This window comes from Methylobacterium sp. 1973 (assembly GCF_040545035.1).
In the GTDB taxonomy this organism is placed as follows: Bacteria; Pseudomonadota; Alphaproteobacteria; order Rhizobiales; family Beijerinckiaceae; genus Methylobacterium; species Methylobacterium fujisawaense.
Map to the genome: position 1 here is coordinate 13,589 of NZ_JBEPLA010000021.1, position 22,702 is coordinate 36,290.

20 protein-coding genes and 1 tRNA gene are annotated in these 22,702 nt (G+C 72.0%); 9 read left to right on the top strand and 12 right to left on the bottom strand.

Features of this window, described 5'->3' with window-relative positions:
- Positions 1-19: 19 nt before the first annotated feature.
- From ABIC70_RS26400 to ABIC70_RS26435, 8 genes are all read right to left on the bottom strand, one after another.
- Positions 20-1,561, bottom strand: a complete 1,542-nt coding sequence (locus ABIC70_RS26400; protein WP_354441979.1) for a PhnE/PtxC family ABC transporter permease — start codon at positions 1,559-1,561, stop codon at positions 20-22.
- Positions 1,561-2,241, bottom strand: coding sequence for an ATP-binding cassette domain-containing protein (locus tag ABIC70_RS26405; protein ID WP_179698571.1), 681 nt, complete (start codon positions 2,239-2,241; stop codon positions 1,561-1,563). Before ABIC70_RS26405 ends, ABIC70_RS26400 begins: the two co-directional genes overlap by 1 nt.
- A gap of 5 nt (positions 2,242-2,246) precedes the next feature.
- Entirely contained in the window at positions 2,247-3,173 is a 927-nt protein-coding gene (locus ABIC70_RS26410) for a putative selenate ABC transporter substrate-binding protein (protein WP_354441981.1), read from the bottom strand.
- A gap of 177 nt (positions 3,174-3,350) precedes the next feature.
- Positions 3,351-4,676 carry an adenylate/guanylate cyclase domain-containing protein gene (locus ABIC70_RS26415; RefSeq protein ID WP_043389442.1) on the bottom strand — a complete coding sequence of 442 codons (1,326 nt, stop codon included), beginning with the start codon at positions 4,674-4,676 and terminating at the stop codon, positions 3,351-3,353.
- On the bottom strand, positions 4,676-6,100 hold the full coding sequence (gene hflX, locus ABIC70_RS26420) for a GTPase HflX (protein WP_354441983.1): 1,425 nt from the start codon (positions 6,098-6,100) through the stop codon (positions 4,676-4,678). The genes ABIC70_RS26415 and hflX overlap by 1 nt, the downstream gene beginning before the upstream one ends.
- Before the next feature lie 279 nt (positions 6,101-6,379).
- Entirely contained in the window at positions 6,380-6,631 is a 252-nt protein-coding gene (hfq, locus tag ABIC70_RS26425) for an RNA chaperone Hfq (RefSeq protein WP_007563033.1), read from the bottom strand.
- A 200-nt stretch (positions 6,632-6,831) separates the two neighbouring features.
- Positions 6,832-8,196 carry a nitrogen assimilation response regulator NtrX gene (ntrX, locus tag ABIC70_RS26430; protein WP_012318476.1) on the bottom strand — a complete coding sequence of 455 codons (1,365 nt, stop codon included), beginning with the start codon at positions 8,194-8,196 and terminating at the stop codon, positions 6,832-6,834.
- The gene (locus tag ABIC70_RS26435; RefSeq protein WP_502916044.1) at positions 8,193-10,526 is read right to left on the bottom strand and encodes a sensor histidine kinase NtrY-like; all 2,334 of its coding nucleotides are present in this window, start codon (positions 10,524-10,526) and stop codon (positions 8,193-8,195) included. Before ABIC70_RS26435 ends, ntrX begins: the two co-directional genes overlap by 4 nt.
- 424 nt (positions 10,527-10,950) lie before the next feature.
- Here ABIC70_RS26435 and ABIC70_RS26440 point away from each other — a divergent pair, with 424 nt between their 5' ends.
- The 3 genes from ABIC70_RS26440 (at position 10,951) to ABIC70_RS26450 (ending at position 12,726) form a co-directional block, all read left to right on the top strand.
- Positions 10,951-12,012, top strand: a complete 1,062-nt coding sequence (locus ABIC70_RS26440) for an oxidoreductase (protein ID WP_354441987.1) — start codon at positions 10,951-10,953, stop codon at positions 12,010-12,012.
- A gap of 138 nt (positions 12,013-12,150) precedes the next feature.
- Positions 12,151-12,243: transfer RNA gene (locus tag ABIC70_RS26445), tRNA-Sec, on the top strand.
- A gap of 210 nt (positions 12,244-12,453) precedes the next feature.
- Positions 12,454-12,726: a hypothetical protein gene (locus tag ABIC70_RS26450; RefSeq protein ID WP_043356670.1), complete on the top strand. Its 273-nt coding sequence runs from the start codon at positions 12,454-12,456 to the stop codon at positions 12,724-12,726.
- 25 nt (positions 12,727-12,751) lie between these two features.
- Here the strand turns inward: ABIC70_RS26450 and ABIC70_RS26455 are convergent, their stop codons facing one another.
- Entirely contained in the window at positions 12,752-13,156 is a 405-nt protein-coding gene (locus ABIC70_RS26455; RefSeq protein ID WP_043356668.1) for a hypothetical protein, read from the bottom strand.
- A 169-nt stretch (positions 13,157-13,325) separates the two neighbouring features.
- On the opposite strand from ABIC70_RS26455, the gene ABIC70_RS26460 reads away from it, so the two are divergent.
- Both ABIC70_RS26460 and ABIC70_RS26465 read left to right on the top strand, forming a co-directional pair.
- Positions 13,326-13,562: a DUF4170 domain-containing protein gene (locus tag ABIC70_RS26460; protein WP_043356667.1), complete on the top strand. Its 237-nt coding sequence runs from the start codon at positions 13,326-13,328 to the stop codon at positions 13,560-13,562.
- 169 nt (positions 13,563-13,731) lie between these two features.
- A complete protein-coding gene (locus tag ABIC70_RS26465; RefSeq protein ID WP_043356665.1) occupies positions 13,732-14,676 on the top strand; it encodes a ribose-phosphate pyrophosphokinase in 945 nt (314 codons plus the stop codon).
- Between the two features lie 26 nt (positions 14,677-14,702).
- Here the strand turns inward: ABIC70_RS26465 and glgX are convergent, their stop codons facing one another.
- Together glgX and ABIC70_RS26475 are read right to left on the bottom strand one after the other, a co-directional pair.
- The gene (gene glgX, locus ABIC70_RS26470) at positions 14,703-16,823 is read right to left on the bottom strand and encodes a glycogen debranching protein GlgX (protein WP_354441991.1); all 2,121 of its coding nucleotides are present in this window, start codon (positions 16,821-16,823) and stop codon (positions 14,703-14,705) included.
- Positions 16,824-16,877: 54 nt separating this feature from the next.
- On the bottom strand, positions 16,878-18,299 hold the full coding sequence (locus ABIC70_RS26475) for an alpha,alpha-trehalose-phosphate synthase (UDP-forming) (protein ID WP_043389425.1): 1,422 nt from the start codon (positions 18,297-18,299) through the stop codon (positions 16,878-16,880).
- A gap of 392 nt (positions 18,300-18,691) precedes the next feature.
- Here ABIC70_RS26475 and ABIC70_RS26480 point away from each other — a divergent pair, with 392 nt between their 5' ends.
- The 4 genes from ABIC70_RS26480 (at position 18,692) to ABIC70_RS26495 (ending at position 20,944) form a co-directional block, all read left to right on the top strand.
- The gene (locus tag ABIC70_RS26480; protein ID WP_043352818.1) at positions 18,692-19,213 is read left to right on the top strand and encodes a hypothetical protein; all 522 of its coding nucleotides are present in this window, start codon (positions 18,692-18,694) and stop codon (positions 19,211-19,213) included.
- A gap of 4 nt (positions 19,214-19,217) precedes the next feature.
- Positions 19,218-19,631, top strand: a complete 414-nt coding sequence (locus tag ABIC70_RS26485) for a phage holin family protein (protein WP_043389422.1) — start codon at positions 19,218-19,220, stop codon at positions 19,629-19,631.
- A 5-nt stretch (positions 19,632-19,636) separates the two neighbouring features.
- Positions 19,637-20,008, top strand: coding sequence for a DUF3618 domain-containing protein (locus ABIC70_RS26490; RefSeq protein ID WP_170861816.1), 372 nt, complete (start codon positions 19,637-19,639; stop codon positions 20,006-20,008).
- A gap of 105 nt (positions 20,009-20,113) precedes the next feature.
- A complete protein-coding gene (locus tag ABIC70_RS26495; RefSeq protein WP_345820849.1) occupies positions 20,114-20,944 on the top strand; it encodes a hypothetical protein in 831 nt (276 codons plus the stop codon).
- Positions 20,945-21,056: 112 nt separating this feature from the next.
- Here ABIC70_RS26495 and ABIC70_RS26500 read toward each other — a convergent pair whose 3' ends face one another.
- Positions 21,057-22,574, bottom strand: coding sequence for a malonate--CoA ligase (locus ABIC70_RS26500; protein WP_043389413.1), 1,518 nt, complete (start codon positions 22,572-22,574; stop codon positions 21,057-21,059).
- Between the last annotated feature and the right edge of the window lie 128 nt (positions 22,575-22,702).

Genomic DNA, 22,702 nt, shown 5'->3' on the forward strand with positions numbered 1-22,702 from the left:
CCGGCGTCACCGATCCCGTTCAGGTCGGCTCCGCCCCGGTGATCGGCTGCGGCCCGGAGAGCCGGGTCGGCAGGGCGTCGATCCGCAGGGACCGGCGCAGGGCCCGGGAGAGGGCGTCGACCGCCACCGTCACCAGGGCGGTGGCGGCGATCAGCGCCACGGCCACGTCGAGGCGCAGCTCCGAGATCGCCGCGTCGACGTAGAAGCCCAGCGTCGTGACACCCAGGATGCCGAAGATCGCGCTCTCCCGCAGGATCAGCTCCCAGCGGTAGAGCAGGTAGGCCAGGAACTGGCCGTAGAGGCGCGGCACGGTCTCGTAGGCGTAGAGATCGAGGCCCCGGGGCGCGTCGGCCCGGTAGGGGATCGCGTCGGCGTGGCGGCCCATCAGGTAGGCGACGATCCCGGCATTGTGCAGCGAAAGCGCCAGGATCGCCGGCAGCATCGAGGGGCCCAGGAGCTGCAGGCCGAGATAGGCGAGCACGTATTCCGGCGTGGAGCGCACCACCACCAGCAGCACCCGCCCGAGGGGCCGCCCGATCGGTCCGGCGAAGCGCCGCGCGGTCAGCGGGAACAGGACCAGCGCCCCGAGGGCGGTGGCCACCAGCGCGATCTGCGCCAGGATCAGGGTCTGCGCGGTGCCGGGCAGGACCTGCCCGGCGAGGATCGGGCGCAGCCAGGACCAGAGCCGGACCCAGGTCTCGGGCTCGGCGAGGGCGGCGTCCCGGAGCGGCGCCGGCACGATGTCGTGGCCGAGGAAGCGCGCGAGGCTCGGGCCGATCGCCGCGCTGCCGACGGTGGGCGGCAGCGCCAGCACGGATCCGACGAGGAGGAGAGGCAGCGTCCGGGCCCGCACCCAGAGCCGCCGCGTGCCGATCAGCGCGTAGAAGATCAGGAGCAGCGCCCCGGCTTCCGCATAGCGGCCCTGGCGGAAGGCGGATTCGAAGGCAAAGCCCATGGTCGGCAGGCCGATGAAGCCGAGCACGAGGCTGGAGCGCAGGCCGCATTCCAGGCGATAGAGGGTGTAGTCGCGCATCCGCCCGGCCACCTCGGGCAGGCGGGCGTACAGGAAGGCCGAGACCGCGCCGGTGCCCGCGGGCAGGACCCGGACGGCCGCGAGGTCGGCCTCCTCGATCAGCTCGGCATAGACCTTGGCGCAGATCCCCGCATAGGGCAGCGCGATGGCGAGCACGCCGGTGGTCGCCGAGAGCCCGAAGACCTGCATCAGCAGCAGGGCCCAGAACAGCTCGTGGACGGCGCGGACGCCCGCGCAGGCGAGCCGGACCGTGCGCGAGCGGGCGAAGGGGATCGCCAGCAGCAGCCCCGTCCCGGCGCCGAGCCCGACGCCGAGCATCGCGAAGGCGACGGTGTAGACGACGCTCCAGCCCTCCACCGCGGGGAAATCGGGCCGGATCAGGCCGCCGAGGAGGCGGGCGAGGTCGGCCAAGGGGTGGAGCGTCGTGACCTGCAGGTCCGCCACCAGCAGGCCGGCGAGCGCCGCGGCCAGGAACCAGCGGCTCACCGCCGCGTAGCCGGGCCGCGGCAGGAAGGCGGGGCTGCGCATCAGGCGGCCGCGTAGAACGGGTTGAGCCGCGCCGGATCGAGGCCGGCCGACGGGGCGTCGAGGACGATCCGGCCGGCCTCCAGCACCACGATCCGGTCGGTCTGGGCGAGGGCCAGGGCCACGTCGTGCAGCGCCAGGATCAGGGTCTCGTGGCTGCGGGCCAGCTCGGTGAGGATCCGCGCGCCCTGCTGGCGGTCGAGCGCCGAGACCGGCTCGTCCCCGACCAGGATCGGCCGGCCGTTGTAGAGGGCGCGGGCCACGGAGACGCGCTGCTGCTGGCCGCCGGAGAGTTCGCCGGCCCGGGCCCAGAGCCGGTCCGCGAGCCCGACCCGGTCGAGGACCGCTTCCACCGCGGCGACGTCCGCCCGGGCCGGCCGGACCAGGGTGCGCAGGTTGTGCAGGGTCGAGCGCCGGTCGAGGCGGCCCATATAGACATTGTGGAACACCGAGAGCGGCCGCACGAGGGCGGCGGCCTGGGGCACCAGCGCCACCTGCTCGGGCGCCTGGGCGTGGATCAGGCCGATCAGGGTCGACTTGCCCGCCCCGGAGCGGCCCATCAGCGCGACGCGCTCCCCCGCCCGCACGGTCAGGTCGAGGCCCGAAAGCACCGGACGCCCGCCATAGGATGCGGAGGCGTTCCGGAGGACGATGGCCGCTCGGGCTTGCGCGCCGCTCGCCACGGACGTCAGTCCAGCAGGCCGGTGGAGCGTCCGACCGCGACGAGGGGCTCGTAGGCGGCGTTGGTCACGGGGATGAACTTCGAGCGCCCGAACGGCTCCAGGATCGCCGGGTCGGTGATGCCGACGAGCGCCCCCCGCAGCCTTTCGGTGAAGCCGGCGCCGTAGGTCTGCTCCACGTCGCCCCGCACGGTCCACTGGTAGTCGGGGAAGGCCGGGCTCTCCCAGATCACCGAGACCGCCTGTCGGTCGACCTTGCCGGCCTTCGCGTCGAGGTCCCAGACCGAGTAGTCGACGGCGCCCACCGCGAAGGCGCCGGACTGGACCAGCTGGATGGTGCGGCTGTGATCCCCCGAGAAGCCGACCCGGGCAAAGACCTGCTCGGGGCTCTGCCCCGGGAAGGCCTGCCGGATGAAATACTCGGGCATCAGCCGCCCGGAGGTCGAGGCGCGGGCGCCGAACGTGAAGGTCTTGCCCGCGATGTCCTTCGGGAAGGCCTTGTCGGGCTTCAGCCCCGTGGCGGCGTTGGCGATGAGGTAGGTCTTGAACGCCGCGTCCTCGGCGCCCTGCGCGATCGCCTGGGCGCCCGGCACGGCCTTGCGCGCCTGGACGCCCGTGAAGCCGCCGAACCACGCGAGCTGCACCTGCCCGTTGGTGAAGGCGGTGACCGCCGCCGGGTAGCTCTTCACCGGGATGTAGCGCACCGGCACGCCGAGCTTGGCCTCCAGATAGGCGGCGACCTTGCCGAAGCGCTCGATCAGGCGGCTCTCGTCCTGATCGGGGATGCCGGTGAACACGAGGGGCGGGAGCGCCTTCGGGGCTGCCGTCTCCTGCGCCCGCACCGGCACGGCGCCGGCCAGGGCCGCCAGGGCTCCTAGGGCGAGCCGCCCCAACCATCCCGATTCCCGCTTCGATCCCCGCTTCGATCCCAGCATCGTTTCCTCGTGGCACCGTGCCCACGCACGGTGGGCTGACAATCCGGCGGACGTAGCAGAAGACGCCCGGCCCGCCAGCCTCAATCCGCGCGATTCCGGCACCCTGCGGCGCCGGAAGCGGCCGGGCGAGACCGAATGCGATCGGCGTGCCGTAGTCCCGGTCCTGCCCGGGCCGCCTCAGGCGCCCGGCGCCACCGTGATCGCCGCCAGGGTGAGGGGCTCCGGCAGGGCGGCGTCCGGCACCGGCACGGCCCGGATCCCGGCCGGGAGCACGCCGCCGAGCAGATCCAGAAAATCCCCCGAGGCGGCGAGCTCGATCTCGGCCGCCTTGGCCCGGGTCTCGATCCGCGCCAGGGCGTTCATCGCCGGACCCAGCACCGTGTACTCGGCCCGCACCCCGTCGTCGAAGACCCCGACCAGGAGGTCGCCCGCGTGCAGGGCGACCACGACCCGCAGGGGGAACAGCCCCTCCCGGGCGCGGGACGCGTTGAGGGCGGCGATCCGGTCGCGGATCGACAGGGCGCAGGCAAGCGCCGCCCGGGCCTGGGCGTCGGGGTGGCCGACGACGAACTGCACCAGCACCGCGTCGCCGATATACTTGTCGACGAGGCCGCCCTGCTCCGCCACCGCCGCCTGGGCGGCCGCCCGGACCGCCAGCAGGGCCGTGACCATGGCCTCCGGCGGATGCTCGCGGGAGAGCCGCGAGAAGCCGCGGATGTCGAGGATCATCAGGCAGGCGTGGCGCCGGTGGATGCCGAGGCCGGAATCCCCGTCCTCGGCGGCGAGATCGAGGGCGACCGTGTCGGGCACGAAGCGGGCGAGCTGGGCCCGCTCGTGCTCCATGCGCAGGGCCCGCGCCACCGCCGCGCGCAGGCGGATCATGCCGTCGACCACCAGGAGGCCCGCCGCCATGAAGGTGGCGAGCCCGGTGAGCTGCGCGGTCGGAAACGTCTCGGCGTTCGGGAACAGGTCCGGATGCAGCAGCCCGACCAGGAAGGCCGCGCTCCAGCAGAGGGTGACCACGCCGCAGAACAGCAGGGTCTGCGCCACCCGCATGCTCAGGCCGGTCTGGAGCAGGAGCAGGAAGGCGGGCAGGCGGCTCACCGCGTCGGCGCCGAGACCGGCCCCGCCGCCGGCCAGCATGTGCTCGATGATCACGTAGACGGCGAGACCGGCGTTGAGCCCGGTGCCGGCCCAGCTGTAGACGTTGGCCGCGGGGCCGCCGCCCCGCTCCCGGAGACCGAACCAGACCGTGCCGAGGCCGTAGAAGCCGAGGATGAGCCAGTGGCTCAGGGCATGCAGCGAGCCGTCATAGGCCTGGGCCGCCATCAGCAGCACCAGCACGATCACGATCCGCAGGCCGAGCAGGCGCAGGCCGCCGCCGGCCTGCATGGCCCGCAGCACCGCCTCGTCGTCCGATCCCGGATCCGCCCGGCCCGCCGCCGGCGCCCGCATGGTCTGCAGGCCGGGAAGTGGTGGATTGCCGAAGCTGCCGGAGGCCATCAACCGCCCCGGCCGAGGCGCCGGGCCGCCGCGAAGCGGTTGAGGAAGCGCGGCTCCTTCTCGGGGGCGATCCGGACCGCGAGATGCAGGGTGCCGTCGGCCTCCGACCGGCGGTCGAGGATCTCGGCGTTCTCGTACAGCCAGTTGAGCGCCGCCCCGTCCTCCGGCGGCAGCGCCACCGCGAAGCTCGCGCGGTTGCGCCCGATCCGCGCCTCGATCCGGGCCGTCAGGGCGGCGAGCCCCTCCCCGGTGACCGCCGAGACCAGGACCGGCGCGGCGCTGTCGCGGTCGTTGCGGGCCTTGGCCTGGCCGCTGAGGTTCAGGAGCCGCGTGCGCTCGTCGTCGTCGAGGAGATCGGCCTTGTTCCAGACCTCGATGATCCGGTCCGCCGTGGTCTCGATGCCGAGCTCCCGCAGCACCTCGCCGACATCCTCGGCCTGGGCCTCGGAATCGACGTGGCTGACGTCGCGCACGTGCAGCAGCACGTCGGCCTCGATGGCGTCCTCCAGCGTCGCCCGGAAGGCGGCGATCAGGGGCGTCGGCAGGTCGGAGATGAAGCCCACCGTGTCGGACAGGATCACGGTCTCGCCGTGGGGCAGCTTGGTCGCCCGGGCGGTGGGATCGAGGGTGGCGAACAGCATGTCCTTGGCGGTGACCTCGGCTCGGGTCAAGGCGTTGAACAGGCTGGATTTTCCGGCGTTGGTATAGCCCACGAGCGCCACGATCGGATACGGAACCCGCGCCCGGCTCTGCCGATGCAGGCCGCGGGTGCGGACCACCGCGTCGAGGTCGCGCTCGATCCGGGTCATGCGCTCCTGGATCATGCGCCGGTCGGCCTCGATCTGGGTCTCGCCGGGGCCGCCCAGGAAGCCGAAGCCGCCGCGCTGGCGCTCCAGGTGGGTCCAGGACCGGACGAGGCGTGACTTCTGGTAGGCGAGGTGGGCGTGCTCGACCTGAAGGGTTCCCTCGCGCGTCGAGGCGCGACGCCCGAAGATCTCCAGGATCAGCCCGGTGCGGTCGATGACCTTGGCGCCCCAGGCCTTCTCCAGGTTGCGCTGCTGCACCGGCGACAGGGCGCAGTCCATCACCACGAGGCCGATCTCCCGGGCGCGGATCAGGCCGGCGATCTCCTCGACCCGACCCTTGCCGAGATAGGTCGAGGGCCGGATCCGCGGCAGGCTGACGGCGAGGCTCTCGAGCACGTCGAGTTCGATGGCCGCGGCGAGGCCGGTGGCCTCGTCGAGGCGGGCCTCCACGGAGCGGGACGGCGCGGCGGCCCCCTGCCCGCCCCCCTGCCCGGCCCCCGAGGCGCCGCGGGCCAGATAGGGGCCGATCACCAGGGTGTGGGTCGCCGCGGCGATCTCGCCCTCGGGGGCGGCCTGCGCCTGGAGGCGGGCTTCGCCGGACGTCAGCGTCTCGCTCATGCAGCCTTTGTGACCGCCGGGAGGCCGGCGGCTTCGTTGGAGAGGTCGGATCCGACAGAATGGGGATGCGGGCGACCTCAGCCAAGATGCCGGGTCAATATGCCGGGCCGGGGCGGTGGCGGATATCCGCGACGGCATCGGGAACCAGGCCGCGCGGCGGCACCGGTCCGGAGGCCGCCCTCGCCCCGGGCGACAGCCCCGGACCGGTCCCAGCTTCGGCAGCGGCCTCGGTCGGTCCGATCCGCCGGCCTCGCCCCGGGCGCCCGGGGCGACGAGCCCTCACGCCTTCTCGGCGGTCTCGTCCGGCTCGAACAGCTGCACCGGATGGCCCGGCATGATCGTGGAGATCGCGTGCTTGTAGACCAGCTGCGAATGCCCGTCCCGGCGCAGCAGCACGCAGAAATTGTCGAACCACGTCACGACGCCCTGCAGCTTGACGCCGTTGACGAGGAAGATGGTCAGGGGGATCTTGTTCTTGCGGACATGGTTGAGAAACGTGTCCTGAAGGTTCTGTGCGCGTTCGCCCGCCATCTTCTTAGCCTTCTTGTTGTCCCGGATCGCTCCGTCCGGGATGAGTCGTATGCCGCCGGCCGGATCGTCCGAACACCCGGTCCAGGGCCCATGTATACAAATACCATGACGCCGTGAAAGCGTGGGCGCAAGCAACCCCCGTTCCAGCCGATCCGTGACGGATCGGCCCCGCCCTCAACGCGCGCGCCGGCTCCGGAGCCTCACGGGCCGATGCCCAGGGACTTCAGCTTGCGGTGCAGGGCCGAGCGCTCCATGCCGATGAACTCGGCGGTGCGGGAGATGTTGCCCGAGAACCGCGCGATCTGCGCCACGAGGTATTCCCGCTCGAAGATCTCCCGGGCCTCCCGGAGCGCGAGGCTCATCAGCTTCTCGCCGCCCGCGCCCCCCGGGGTGGTCGGCACCAGGGCGCCGATCTCGGAGGGCAGCATCTCGGAGGTGACCTCCTGCTCCGGGTCGGCCTGGGTCAGGATCATCAGCCGCTCGACGTTGTTCTTGAGCTGGCGGACGTTGCCGGGCCAGTTGTGCGACTGCAGCACCGCCATGGCGTCCTCGGCGATCCGACGCTTGGGCAGGCCGGTCTGGGACGAGATGTTGTCCATGAAGAACTGGATCAGCTCGGGCACGTCCTCCCGGCGCTCCGACAGGGCCGGCACCCGGATCGGCACCACCGAGAGGCGGTGGAACAGGTCCTCGCGGAAGCGGCCCGCCGCGATCTCCTCCTGGAGGTCCCGGGAGGAGGACGAGATGATCCGCACGTCGACGTGCACTCGGGTCGTGCCGCCGACCCGCTGGAAGTTCTGATCGACCAGCACGCGCAGGATCCGGTTCTGGGTCTCGCGCGGCATGTCGGCGACCTCGTCGAGGTAGAGGGTGCCGCCATGGGCCTCCTCCAGGGCGCCGACCCGGCGGCCGCTCTCGCCCTCGACCCCGAACAGCTCCGCCTCCATGGTCTCGGGCAGGATCGCCGCCGCGTTGAGCAGCACGAAGGGGCCGTTCGCCCGGGCCGAGGCCTTGTGCAGGCTGCGCGCGGCGAGTTCCTTGCCGGAGCCCAAGGCCCCGGTGATCATCACCCGGGCGTTGGTCGGCGCCACCCGGTCGAGGGTCTGGCGCAGCTGGTTGATGGCCAGCGACGTGCCGACGATCCGGTTGGTGGCGCCGGAGCGCGCCGTCAGGTCGCGGACCTCGCGCCGGAGCCGGGAGGCTTCCAGCGCCCGCTCGGCCACGAGGATCAGCCGGTCGGCCTTGAACGGCTTCTCGATGAAGTCGTAGGCGCCCGCCTTGATGGCCGAGACCGCGGTCTCGATGTTGCCGTGGCCCGAGATCATCACCACCGGCAGGTCGGGATTGGCGGCCTTGATCAGGTCGAGCACCTGCAGGCCGTCGAGCCGCGAGCCCTGCAGCCAGATGTCGAGGAAGACGAGGTGCGGCCGGCGCGCCTCGATGGCGGCCAGCGCCTCGTCCGAGCCGCCGGCCGTGCGGCAGCGGTGGCCCTCGTCGTCCAGGATCCCGGCCACGAGGTCGCGGATGTCGGCCTCGTCGTCGACGATCAGGATATCGGCGCTCATGCGTGCATCTCCGCGATCCGGGGGGCCGTCGGTGCGGCGCCCTTCTCCTCTGTCGTGACGGGACTCGTCTCGGGGGTCTTGGTGTCGGGACCCGCGCCGGACGGTTCGGGCCCGTGCTCGCGCGGGACCCGCATCCGCACCTGGCCGCCGCGGCCGGCGGGATTGTCGTTCAGCTCGATCCCGCCGCCGTGCTCCTCAAGCACCTTGCTGACGATGGCAAGCCCCAGCCCGGTGCCGCCCTCGCGGGTGGTCATGTAGGGCTCGAGGAGCCGCTGGCGCCCCTCGGCGGGAAATCCCTTGCCGTTGTCGGTGACGGCGATGACCGCGAAGCCGTCCTCGACGGCGAGGCTCAAGGCGATCTTGCCCTTGCCGAGCTCGGCCTCCGGCACCTCGGCCACGGCCTCGACGGCGTTCTTGAGGATGTTGGTGATCACTTGGCTGAGCAGCCTGATGTCGAAGGCCGCCACGATCTTTTCGGATCCCCCGGCGCCGCTCTGGGCCGAGAAGGCGAAGTCGATATCCGGATGCGCGACCCGCATCATGAACAGGTTCTGCTTGGCGATCTCGGTGAGGTCGTTCGGCGCGATCGCGGGCTTGGGCATCCGCGCGAAGGCCGAGAACTCGTCGACCATGCGCTTGATCTCGTCCACCTGGCGCACGATCGTGGCGGTGCACTGGTCGAACACCTCCTTGTCGGCGGTGATGACCTTCCCGTACTTGCGCCGGATCCGCTCGGCCGAGAGCTGGATCGGGGTCAGCGGGTTCTTGATCTCGTGGGCGATGCGGCGCGCCACGTCGCCCCAGGCGGAGCTGCGCTGCGCCTGGACGAGGTCGGTGATGTCGTCCAGCGTCACCACCGAGCCCCGGGACGCGCCCTGCGCCTGCTCGCTCGTGACCCGCACCGTGATGGTGCGCTCGCCCCGGGAGCGCGTGAGCTGGATCTGCTGCTGCTGCAGGCTGCGCGAGCGCGCCTCGCTCTCGGCGAGCACGGGGGCGAGTTCGGGCACCGCGCTGGCCAGCGGCTGGCCGACCAGGGCGTCGCTCGGCAGATCGAGCATCCGCTCGGCGGCCGGGTTGGCGATGGTGACGAAGCCCGCCGCGTCGAGGCCGATCACCCCGGGCGAGACCCCCGACAGAACGGCCTCGGTGAACCGGCGGCGGGTGTCGATCAGGTCGCTCGCCGCGATCAGGCCGGCATGCTGGCGGCGCAGCTCCTGGGTCATCTTGTTGAAGCTCTCGCCGAGATGGGCGAGGTCGCCGCTGGTCTTCTTGGTCGGCACCTGGGCGTAGAAGTTGCCCGATGCCACCTGGTCGGCGGCGTTGATCAGCCGCCGGATCGGCGCCACGAACCGGTTGGCGAAGTTCATCCCGAACCAGACGGCCGAGAGCAGCGCGATCAGCGCGATCAGCAGGAACACCGACGCGAAGGTGATCTGGATCGAGCGGCGCAGCGAATCGTAGGTGAGATACTCGGCCGCCGCCGCCCGGGACACGCCGGGGAACTCGATGGCGAGCTGGCTCACCTCCCGCTGCACCATCAGCACGGCGTCGTCGTAGGCCGGCATGCGCAGGAGCGCGGCGAAGACCCGGCCCTCGGTGGGCAGGAGGCAGATCGGGTCGGCGGAGTTGGCCGCGTCCTCGAAGGCCGCCGCCGAGGGCAGCCGGTTCGTCTTCAGGACGTCGATCTTGGCCCGGGCCACCACCTCGGTCGGCCCGCGCATGATCTGCGCCACCGGCAGGCCGAGATTGGTCGCCCGGGTGGTCAGGAAGGTCTGGAACCAGTCCCGGTTCACGTCGAAATTCGGCCGGGCCCGGGTCAGGTCGTCGGCGAGGATGCGGATCTCGCGGGCGAGGCTCTGGCACTGGTTCTCTTGGTAGGCGTCGGCCACCTCCACGGATTTCAGCACCACGTCGCGGACCCGGTCGGTGAAGCCCAGCGACAGGCCCCGGTCGATCGTTACGGACGCCACCACGGCGAGCAGGATCGTCGGCAGGATCGCGATCAGGCTGAACAGGCCGACGATGCGGGTGTGCAGCCGCGCCACCGCGGCATTGGCCTTGCGGGCGTGCAGGAAGACCCGCGCCTCCCAGGCGATGATGACCGCGAGGCCGAGCACCAGGGCTGCGTTGATGGCGAGCAGCGTCACGCCGTAGGCCGGCGTCGGCGTCACCCGGATCACCCCGGCCAGGATCAGGAAGGTCGCCAGCGCCGAGACCAGGGCGGTGACCACCATGGCCGCGCCGATCCAGCCCGGACCGCGCGGGCCGGGCTGCAGGGATTCCGCCAGGGGCGTCCCGGACGGCGGGGGCGCGTCCGAACCCGCGGGCATACCCGCGTCCCGCTGGTCCGCTGCCTGCTGGCCAGCGGCTTCAGCCGCCCCTTGAGCCACGTCTTGGCCAGCCCCGTCGCCGGCCCTCTCGGGTGCCGGCGTGGAGCCTTCCTCTGTCCGTGGGCGTCTCAGGAACGGCATGACTGGTGCAGGGCCACAACAGTGTGGCGGAATTAATACGAATCCGGGCTTCCGGGCGGCGGATCGGCGGCGCGATCCGTCGCATGCGACCGCCACGACCACAGTCCGGACCGCGGGCCCCGGTCCCGGTGGCCGCCCGCGTCCTCCGGAGCGCGGCGCGCGGCCGGTCCAGCCACGCGCGGACTGCGGGGTGTAGGGTGGCGCGCTGGGACCGGCGGTGCCGGGGGGCCAGAAGTCGGGTGCGGCGGGTCTCGGCGTCGCCCCGGAGAGCCGGGGGCGCGGCATGCAGGCAGGGCAACGGATCAGGGTCGGTCTGATCGGCTACGGCTATTCCGGCCGGACCTTCCATGCCCCGCTTATCGGCGCCGTGGCGGAACTCGACCTCCGGCTGGTCGGCTCGAGCGCGCCTGCCCGGGTCCGGGCCGACCTGCCCGACGTGAGGGTGTCGGCGGATCCGGTCGCGGTGGCCACGGCGGAGGCCGTCGACCTCGTCGTGATCGCCACCCCGAACGACACCCACGCGCCCCTGGCGCGGGCCGCCCTGGCGGCGGGCAAGCACGTCGTGGTCGACAAGCCCTTCACCCTCGACCTTGCCGAGGCGCGCGGGCTGGCCGCCGCGGCGCGGCGCGGGGGCCGGCTGCTGCGCGTCTTCCACAACCGGCGCTGGGACAGCGACTATCTCAGCGTCCGCCAAGCCGTCGCGGAGGGGCGCGTCGGCCGCGTCCGGCACTTCGAATCCCACTTCGACCGGTTCCGTCCGGAGGTCCGCGACCGCTGGCGGGAGGGGCCCGGTCCGGGCAGCGGGATCTGGTACGATCTCGGTCCGCATCTGGTGGACCAGGCGCTCCAGCTCTTCGGTCTGCCCGATCGGGTGAGCGCGCATCTGGCGCGGCTCCGCCCCGGCGCGCAGGCCGACGATTGGGCCCATGCGGTGCTGGACTATCCGGGCCTGCGCGTGGTGCTGCATGCCAGCATGCTGGCCGCCGGCGGATCGCCCCGCTTCCTGGTGCACGGCGAGGCCGGCAGCCTGATCAAACACCGTGCCGACATCCAGGAGCAGCAGCTGCTGGCCGGCGTGAAGCCGGGGGCCGCCGGCTGGGGCGCGGATCCGGACGGGCTGGAGATCCACGACGCGACCGGGCGGGTGGCGCGCGCACCGGCGCTGGCCGGCGACCAGCGCGCATTCTACCGCGCCGTGGCCGGGGCGATCGCCCGCACCCCGGTCGACCAGACCGAGGCGCTGGAGGCCGTGCGGGTGATGGCCTGCCTCGAGGCGGCGCTCATGTCGGCGCGAACCGGGACCTCGGTCCGCCTGACGCGCGCGCCGGACGAGCTGGATCCCTGACCCGCAGCCCCCGACCCGCGACCCCGACCCGCGACCCCGACCCCGGCCCGCGACCTTTGCGCGCTGGCCTGCCGCCACGCCCGCCTGCCGGCATCCTGGACCTTGACCCGTCCGGCGGCGGCCCGTAACCCCGGTGATGGAGGCGAACGGGGTCTGGTGGCCCTCCTGGTCTTCAAAACCAGCGGTACGCCAACAGCGTACGGTGGGTTCGATTCCCATCCGCTTCCGCCATTCTTCAGACTGCCTCAACCGACAAATCAGTGTTCGCCTGTATCCAGGCGACACGCGCCGAAAATTTGGCAATACTGATCTGTCGGAACTGTGGGGGGGCCGGTTCGTTTCCCGCGACCGATCCCGTGCTGGTGTCCCCGTGAAGAACCGTTCCGCCGCCACCGTCCCGTTCCCGCCGGCCCCGGCCGGCCGTGCGCGCTGAGGCCGGCCATGCTGAACAGACTCGTGACGCTCCTGCCCTCCGGCGCCCGTGAGGCGCTGCGGACCCTCGCGGCGCGCATGCCGGCACATCTGCCGGCACGCATGCCGGCAGACGTGCCGGTGCGCCCGCCGGCGCCGCAATCCGCGATCCTGCCGGATTTCGACACGCGGCCCGCCGCGATGACGCCGCTGCTTCCCCCTGCCGCCATCAACGACAATCCGCTCCAGGCCGTCCACGAGGCGGTCGAACGGGACCTGCGCGCCAGCGGCCACCTGCGCTGAGGCCGGACCGAGAGGCCCGTCGGGGTCAGCGCTTGGCTGGCGCGGGCGTCTCGGGAATCGTCCCGGGCGCGATCCAGTGGCAGGCCGTGGTGCCGCGCACGCCGGCACAATCGTAGCTCTGGCCGCCCAGGGTCACCTTGTCGACGATGCCGGTGAATTCCGTGCGCGCCAGCGCCGAGCAGCCGAGATGGTCCGCCTTGGGATCGGCCAGATGCGCCGCGGCCGCCGCCGCGCCGTCGCGCATCAGCATCCGGTAATTGGCGAGCGACGGGCAGCCGATCACCGGTGGCCCGCCCCGCCGGTCGGGGGCGCTCCTGTCGGATCCGGCGGCGCGGGGCGCCCGGGGCGCCTGCTGCGCCAGAACCTGCGCCGCGCTGAGGCTGACGGTCACCGCGACGGGGACGAGGAGAGCGAGAGGTCGGCGTGTCATGGTCCGCTCGTAGCATGACGCATCCGAGGTTGCGCATCCGGCGCGGCGCCGCGCCCGGAACCCGGCCGCCGCGCAGACCTGCGGCGGGTTCAGGGCTCGGCTGCGACCATGCAGGCTTGACCGGAGGCCCGCCATTTGCGAGCGCCGCGGAGAAACGTGAGGAGAGGCCATGGCGACGGCGATCGACAGCGACCAGAAGCTGCACCTGGTCTTCGGTGGTGAATTGCAGGATCTCGACGGGGTCCGGTTCCGGGACATCAAGGGCCTCGACATCGTCGGCATCTTCCCGGACTACGCCTCCGCCCAGGCCGCGTGGCGGGCCAAGGCCCAGGCCACCGTCGACAGCGCGCAGACGCGCTATTTCGTGGTGCACCTGCACCGCCTGCTGGAGCCGCCGGCTCCCTGAGCGCCGCCGCACTACCTGTCGGCGGCGAGTGCTGGGCGGCCGTGAAGGCATTGTGACAGTTCCTGCCCGCTGCTAAGAGCCTCGCCCGTCATCGGATCGTTCCGGCTCCTCGGGAGACCGGTCTGGACAAGAGCGGCGGTAAGGTCCGGCCGCGAGTGAGCGGCCGCCCATGAAATCCTCGATCAAGATCATCGCCGGGAATGCCAGCCGGCCCCTGGCCGAGGCGATCGCGGCCTATCTCGAACTGCCGCTGGCCAAGTGCATGGTCCGGCGCTTCGCCGACATGGAGATCTTCGTCGAGCTTCAGGAGAACGTGCGCGGCGAGGACGTGTTCATCGTCCAGTCGACCTCGTTCCCGGCGAACGACCACCTGATGGAACTGCTGATCATGATCGACGCTGCGCGCCGATCCTCGGCCCGGCGCATCACGGCGGTGATCCCGTATTTCGGCTATGCGCGGCAGGACCGGCGCACCTCCGGCCGCACGCCGATCTCGGCCAAGCTGGTGGCGAACCTCATCACCGAGGCGGGCGCCGACCGCGTCCTGACCCTCGATCTCCATGCCGGCCAGATCCAGGGCTTCTTCGACATCCCCACCGACAACCTGTTCGCCGCCCCCGTGATGGTGCGCGACATCAAGGAGCGGCTGCCGGGCGACAACCGCATGGTGGTCTCGCCCGACGTCGGCGGCGTGGTGCGGGCGCGGGCCATCGCCAAGCGGATCGACTGCCCGCTGGCCATCGTCGACAAGCGCCGCGAGCGCCCGGGCGAGTCCGAGGTGATGAACATCATCGGCGAGGTCGAGGGCCGCTCCTGCATCCTCGTGGACGACATCGTCGATTCGGGCGGCACCCTGGTCAACGCCGCCGAGGCCCTGCTCAATGCCGGCGCCAAGGACGTCTCGGCCTACATCACCCACGGCGTGCTGTCGGGCGGCGCGGTCTCGCGCATCGCCGCCTCGCGGATGAAGGAACTGGTGATCACCGACTCGATCCAGCCGACGCAGGCCGTCAAGCTCGCCCGCAACATCCGCGTGGCCACCATCGCGCCGCTGCTGGGCGAGGCGATCGGGCGCACGGCGACGGAATCCAGCGTCTCCAGCCTGTTCGACTGACGGATCCGCGGGGGGGGCTCCTGCCCCTAGCGTTCCGGCACCCAGCTGCCCCGGTTTCCGCTCTCCGTCCCCGGCGCGGTGAGCACGAGGACCGTGCGGCCCGGCAGCGGCACGGCGGCCCCGGACTCGACGGCCGGCGTGCCGGGCGCGCGGGCGCCCGCGGGCTCGCCGGTGTCGAAGACCGGCGTCCAGGGGCCGCCCACCACCGGGGCGAGGCGGAACGGGACGGCGCCCTCCCCGGCGTTGAACAGCATCAGGAGGCGGTCGCCCGGATCGCCGTCATTGCCGATCTGCATGCCGAACACCTGGAGCCCGTCGTCGGACCAGTGGCGGCCCTCCATCTCGGTGCCCTCGGGGGAGAGCCAGTGCACGTCGCGCAGGGGCTCGTCGGGGTCGATCAGCGCGCCGGTGAAGAAGCGCCGCCGCCGCAGGGCCGGCTGGGCCCGGCGCAGGGCCAGCAGGTTGGCGACGAAATCCGTGAGGGCGGGATCCGGATCGACGCTCCAGTCCATCCAGCTCGTCGGGTTGTCCTGGGCATAGGCGTTGTTGTTGCCGCCCTGGCTGCGGGAGCGCTCGTCGCCCATCAGCAGCATCGGCACGCCCTGGGCCAGCATCATGGTGGCCAGCATGTTGCGCTTCTGGCGGGCGCGTAGAGCCAGGATCGCCGTGTCGTCGGTGTCGCCCTCGACGCCGTAGTTGCGGCTGACGTTGTGGTTATGGCCGTCGCGGTTGTCCTCGCCGTTGGCTTCGTTGTGCTTCTGCTCGTACGCCACCGTGTCGGCCAGGGTGAAGCCGTCGTGGCTGGCGATGAAGTTGACGCTGGCCAGCGGCGAGCGCCGGGACGGGGCGAACACCTCCCGCGAGCCGGTCAGCCCCTGCGTGACCTTGGCGAGCGTGCCGGAATCCCCCTTCCAGAAGCCCCGCGCGGCGTCGCGGAACTTGTCGTTCCACTCGCTCCAGCCGCGCGGATAGCCGCCGAGCTGGTAGCCCCCCTCCCCGATGTCCCAGGGCTCGGCCACCATCTTCACCCGGGCGAGGACCGGATCCTGCGCCACCGCCTGGAAGAAGGCCGCCTGCGGGGTGAAGGCGAAGGGCGCGCGCCCGAGGCTCGAGGCCAGGTCGAAGCGGAAGCCCGCGATGCCGTAGGCGGTGACCCAATGGCGCAGGGAATCCAGCACGAGCTGCATCACCCGCGGATGGCTCGCGTCGAAGGTGTTGCCGCAGCCGGTGCAGTCGATGGTGCGGCGCGGGTCGGCGGGATCGAGCTTGTAGTAGCTGGCGTTGTCGATGCCGCGGAACGACAGGGTCGGGCCGGTGTGGTCCCCTTCGGCGGTGTGGTTGTAGACCACGTCGAGCCAGGTCTCGATCCCGGCGGCGTTCAGCTCCCGGATCGCCGCCTTCAGGCCGCCGAGGCCGCCCTCACCCAGGTAGCGCGGCTCCGGGGCAAAGTAGCCCAGGGGCTGATACCCCCAGAAATTGACGAGCCCCTTCTCCACCAGGAAGCGGTCGTCCGCGAAGGCCTGGATCGGCAGCAGCTCCAGGGCGGTGACGCCGAGCTTGACGAGGTGCGCGATGATCGCCGGGTGGGCGAGCGCCCCGTAGGTGCCGCGCTCCGCCTCGGGGATGTCGGGATGGGTGCGGGTCAGCGCCTTGACGTGCGCCTCGTACACCACCGTCTCGGCCAGCGGCCGCCGCACCGGCGTGAGGGCCAGATCGGGCACCTCCGGGGCGGTGACCACGCATTTCGGCATGTAGACCGCGCTGTCGCGCCGGTCGATCCGGTCCTCGCGCCCGCCCCGGCGATGGCTGTAGAGCGCATCGTGCCAGCGGATCCGGCCGCGGATCTCCCGGGCGTAGGGGTCGAGGACGAGCTTCGAGGCGTTGAACCGGTGGCCGGACGCCGGATCCCAGGGGCCATGCACCCGGTAGCCGTAGAGCTGGCCCGGCAGCACGCCGCGCAGGTAGCCGTGCCAGACGTCGTCGGTCCGGCAGGGCAGACGCACCGTGCGGGTCTCGTGCCGCTCCCCCGCCTCGAACAGGCAGACATCGACCGCGGTGGCGTGCTCGGAAAAGAGGGCGAAGTTGACGCCGCGCCCGTCGAAATGGGCGCCGAGCGGCGCCGGCACCCCGTCATCGACGGCGATCATGTGGGGCGTCCGGTCACACGGGGGGCTGCAGGCGGAATCAGCGGGCTGCGCCGGCTATTCGGCGGCCGCGGCGGCGGTGGGGGCCTCGCGCTCCATCGTGCGGAAATTCTCGAGCTCCGCCAGGAAGTTGCGCGCCCACCAATCGACGTCCTCGCGGGTCATGCGCTCGACCATCGGCTTCCAGCGCGCCACACGCTCGGCCTTCGGCATGTAGAGCGCGGCCCGGATCGCCTCCGCCACCTCGAACCGGTCGTAGGGGTTGATCAGCAGCGCCTCGGGCAATTGCCGGGCGGCGCCGGCGAATTTCGACAGGACCAGAACCCCCGGATCGTCCTCGGACTGGGCGACCACGTATTCCTTGGCGACGAGGTTCATGCCGTCGCGCATCGGCGTGACGAGGCCGACCCGGGCCGCCCGGTAGAGGCCCGCCAGCACCGGGCGCGGATAGGCCTTGGTGATGTATTGGATCGGCGTCCAGGCCGGGTCGCCCAGCGAGCCGTTGATCTCGCCGACCTTCTCGTTCACGTCGCGCGAGAGCTGCTCGTATTCGGGCACCTCGCTGCGGGATTTCGGCGTGATCTGGATGTAGGTGACGTTGCCGCGCTGGTCGGGATTCGAGGCGAAGAAGCTCTCCACCGCCTCCATCCGCTCGGGCACGCCCTTGGAATAGTCGAGCCGGTCGACGCCGATCAGCAGCTTGCGGGTGCGCAGGCCCGCGATGGTCTCGCGCACGACCTTGTTGGCGTTGGCCTTCTCGGCCGCCTCCTTGAAGCCCGCGACGTCGATGCCGATCGGGAAGGCGCGGATCCGCGTGCGGCGGCCATCCACCATCAGCGAGCCGCCGCCCAGCGGGATCGCCCGCTGGGTATCGACGAGGTTGCGCTGCAGGTTCTGCACGTCCGCCTCGGTCTGCAGGCCGATCAGGTCGTAATCGACGATGGCACGCAGCAGCTCGCCGCTCGCCGGCAGCGAGTTGAACACGTCGGCGGCGGGCCAGGGGATATGGTGGAAGTAGCCGATCGGGTTGTCGAGCCCGAGGCCGCGCAGCTCGGCGGCGAGCGGCAGCAGGTGGTAATCGTGCACCCAGATGATGTCGTCGGGCTCCACCAGCTTGGCGAGCGCCCGCGCGAAGGTCCGGTTCACACGGCTGTAGCCGGCATAATCCGAGCGCGAGAAGGCGCCGAGCCCCAGCCGGTAATGCATGATCGGCCACAGGGCGCGGTTCGCGAAGCCGGCGTAATATTCGAGGTGGTCCTGCGGCGAGAGGTCGACGACCGCGTACTGGACCCGGCCCCGGTCGATCAGCGTCGGCTCCTCGGAGGGCTCCTCGGAGATGGTGCCGCTCCAGCCGAACCAAAGCCCCTCATAGGCCGTGAAGGCCTCCTTGACCGCGACGGCGAGGCCGCCCGCCGCCACCGCCTTGCCGCCCTCTTCCGGGATGGCGACGCGGTTCGATACGATCACAAGGCGTGCCACGCGGGTCGGCTCCGGATCAGGGGCGCGGCCGGCCGCGCCTGCATCGAGACTTCACTAACATGTCAGAACGCGCGGGGGGCCTGCGCGATCCTTTGTTGCTTATCAGGCAACCCAAGCGTGAAGCCGGGCGCGGGTCAAGTCGAGGCCCTACCGTTCCGGGACAGGGGGGCCGCTCCGTCCCGATCGGGCGCGTTGTGCAAGCGTGGCAGTTCTGGCAGATCGTGCCTGAACGTGGAGTGAGCGGTGCCGCCCGTCCCGTCGGAGCCCGTGCGCAGATCGGAACTGTGCACCGGGACCGGAACCCGTGACAGCCGAGTCGGTTACTCAGCCATCGCGGGGCTCGCGGTCGCCGCGAGCGGCTCCGTACCCGCGCCGCGAGGAGTATTTTCGAGATGGCCGGCAACGAGTTACCGCAGGGCGCCCCCGTGGACCCGGTTGCGGATCCGCACGGCGCGGCGCCGCACACCGCCGCGGAGGAGCGTGCCCAGTGGCGCGCCCTGCAGGGCGATGTCGAGGGGCTGGCCGACGTGGCGGCCGAACGCGGCCGCGGGCTGCTCGACGCGGCCCGGCTGCAGGCCCAGACCTATGTCGAGCAGCGCAAGAGCGATGCGGCCCAGTCGGTCCACGATCTGGCCCAGACGATCCGCAATTCCGGCCGCGACCTCGGCGACAAGCCGAACGTGCGCGCCTTCTTCGACAGCGCCGCCGACGGGCTGGAGCAGCTCGGCTCCTCCATCGAACGCCGCAGCCTCGGCGACTTCTACAGTGAGGCCGAGGCTTTCGCCCGGCGGGCGCCGGTGGCGGTGGCGGTGGGCACCTTCGTGGCCGGCCTGATCGCCGCCCGCTTCATCAAGTCGTCGAGCCTGCCGCCGGAGGCGCCGGACGGCGATGCCCGCGACAGCTTCCGGGCCTGACGCCATGACCCACGGCTCCGACCCGCGCCAGACCGGCGCCTCCAGCATCCAGAGCCTCATCGGCGACGCCCTGCGGGAGACCAACGAACTCGCCCGCAAGGAGATCGCGCTGTTCCGGGCCGAGATGGCCGGCAACATCCGCCAGCTCATCGTCGGCCTCGCCTGCATGGTCGGCTCGGCGGTGTTCGCCGTGGTCGCCCTACTGGTCCTGATCGGCGCCTTCGTGAAATGGCTCGCCACCATCGTCGGGTCCGAGTGGCTCTCGGCCCTGATCGTCGGCGGCGTGCTGCTGGCCCTCGCCCTCGGGATGGCCCTGTGGGCGCGCAGTGTCCTGTCCCTCTCGACCCTGGCCCCGAAGCGCACCACGCGCCAGGTCCGCCAGGATGCCCAGGCCCTGTCGGAGCGCGTGTCCGGATGAGTACGATGAACGACCTCGAGAAGGAGATCGAGGAGAGCCGCGCCCGGCTCGACGACACGATCGACCGCATCCAGGGGCGGCTCTCGGTGCCGAACCTCGTGGACGAGATGCTGGGCAATGCCCGGCGGGTGCCGGCCCTGAACAGCACCTACGACTCGGCCCTGGAGGCGGTGCGCCGCAACCCGGTGCCGGTGCTGCTGATCGCGGCCGGCGTCGGCCTGCTGTTCAACCGGATGGCGCGCGACGCCCAGCGCCGGCGCACCGAGGTCTCGGCGGAGCGCGTGCCCACCCTGAACACCGGCGCGGCCCGCGGCTACGACCCCGACCTTCCGACCGCGCGCCCGGCCCGCGATCCGCTGGACACGACCGAGATCTGACGACCGGGCGGGGCCCGGACCGAGAAACCTCCCGCGCCCGGCCGGACGGCCGGGCAGACCGGCGCCGAAGGCGGGCTGCCGGGACCGACATTCGAGGACACCGCCATGACCGACAAGCCGGGTACCCCCGCCACCCCCTCCAGCATTCCCGAGCCGCGCCCCGGCGAGGCGCCGCCGCACGGCGCTCGGGACGGGAGCCTGCGGCCCGATCCGGCCGGTCTCGGCGACCCGCGCGGGATCCCCGGCGCGGCGGCGGGAGACTTCACGCTCCGGCCCGACCCCCGCGGGCTGCACGACCCGCTGCCGCACGGCGCCGCGCCCCTCTCGGCCGGCGGCCATTCGAGCGGCGGCGCCACCGGCGCCGCGCGGGTGGACGCCGCCTCCGCCACCGTGAAGGAGGGCGTCCAGGCGGCCGGTGACCGCGCCGCGGACCTCGCCGGACAGGCACGGCAGACGGTGTCGGACTTCGCGGACGATGTCGGCAACCGTCTCGGCGGCGCCGCCGATCAGGCCCGCGACCGCGCGGCGTCCGCCTACGACGAGGTCCGGGAGCGGGCCGGCACGCTGCGCCGGCGCAACATGCGGGCTCTGGACGACCTGACCACCCAGGGTATCGACGGGCTCAACCGCGGCCGCACCGCCGTCGAGCGCTTCGTGGACGACAATCCCCTCCTCGTCGGCGTGGTCGGCGTGGCCGCCGGCCTTCTGCTCGGCGCGCTGCTGCCGCGCACCCGCCAGGAGGATCGGAGCATCGGTCCCTGGGCCGACGAGGTCCGCGACCAGGGCCTGCGCTACGCCCGCGAGGTGACCAGCATCGGCCGCGACTTCGTCCAGACCGCCCTCGATCCGGACAACCTGAACGCGGCCGCCCGCAAGGTGGTGGATCCGGACAGCCACACGCCGCCGGAGGGCGAGCGGAAGGAGCACAATCTCTGATCCGCGTTCCGGATCGGCGCCGTCGCGTTACGCCCGCACCGTCATCCCGCCGCGCGCGACGACGGTGCGGCCGAATTCCCGATCCGCCGGTCCCTGCCGGCGGATCGGATCGTCAGTCCCGGTAGAGCTCCGCATGCGCGTCCCGCAGAAGATTCTTCTGCACCTTGCCCATGGTGTTGCGCGGCAGCTCGCTCACGAACAGGACGCGCTTGGGGCACTTGAACCGGGCGAGCCGGCCCTCCAGGGCGGCCTGTACGCCGGCCTCGTCCGGGCATCCCGGCCCCCCCACCACCACGGCGGTGACGGCCTCGCCGAAATCGGGATGGCTCAAGCCGATCACCGCGGATTCGACCACGCCCGGCAGCGCGTCGATCTCGGTCTCGACCTCCTTGGGGTAGACGTTGAAGCCGCCTGAGATGATCAGGTCCTTGCCGCGCCCGACGATGTGGACGTAGCCCCGGTCATCGACCTTGCCGAGGTCGCCGGTGATGAAGAACCCGTCGGCCCGGAACTCGGCCGCGGTTTTCTCGGGCATGCGCCAGTAGCCCAGGAACACGTTCGGGCCCTTCACCTCGATCATGCCCACCGCGTCCGGACCGAGGGCCGCGCCGGTTTCCGGATCGACCACCCGCAGGGACACGCCCGGCAGGGGGAAGCCCACCGTGCCGGCGACCCGGTCGCCCGCATAGGGGTTCGAGGTGCTCATGTTGGTCTCGGTCATGCCGTAGCGCTCGAGGATGGCGTGGCCGGTACGGGCCTGCCACGCGCGATGCGTCTCGGCGAGCAGCGGCGCCGAGCCCGACACGAACAGGCGCATGCCTCCGGCCGCCTCCGGCGTGAGGCCCGGCTCCTTGAGGAGGCGGGTGTAGAAGGTCGGCACGCCCATCAGCACGCTGGCCCGGGGCATCAGGCTCAGGATCAGCTTCGGGTCGAGGCGGGGCAGGAACAGCATGGAGCCGCCGCTCGCCAGCACCGTGTTGGTCGCCACGAACAGGCCGTGCGTGTGGAACACCGGCAGGGCGTGGATCAGCACGTCGTCGGCGGTGAAGCGCCAGAAATCGACGAGGGTCCGGGCGTTCGAGGCGAGGTTGTCGTGGGTCAGCATGGCGCCCTTGGAGCGCCCGGTCGTGCCGGAGGTGTAGAGGATCGCCGCGAGATCCTCCGGGCCCCGGGGCACGTCGGCGAAGGCGCTCCCCGCATCCCCGGCCCGGTCCGCGGCCTCGGCGGCGCTGCCGCCGCCCGCCCCGTCGAGGGTCCAGATCCGGCGCACGCCCGCGGCGGCCTCCGCCAGCGCGTCGCGCCGGCCCGGGTCGCAGACGAACACGGCGGGCTCGGCGTCGTTCAGGAAGTAGCCGATCTCCGCCGGGGTGTAGGCGGTGTTGAGCGGCAGGAACACGGCGCCGGCCCGGACCGCGCCGAGATACAGGAAGATCACCTCGGGGCTCTTCTCGACCTGCACGGCCACCCGGTCGCCGGTCTCGACGCCCGCCGCCCGCAGGGCCGCCGCGTAGGCGCCGGAGCGGGCGATCAGGTCCGCGTAGGAGTATCGGCGGCCCTCAGGGGTCTCGATCACGGTCTTGGCGGGATCGGGGACGCCGTCCCGCACCAGGGAGAAGAGGTGGTTCGTCATCGTGAGGCTAGAGCTGTCGCGGGACCTGTCTGTCTGACGCACCCATAACCGCCCGGAGGGCCTTCCGGCGAGCCCTTTCCGGTGGGGCTCCGCGGCCCGGCGGTGACAGGCGGGCCCCGACCGGCCCG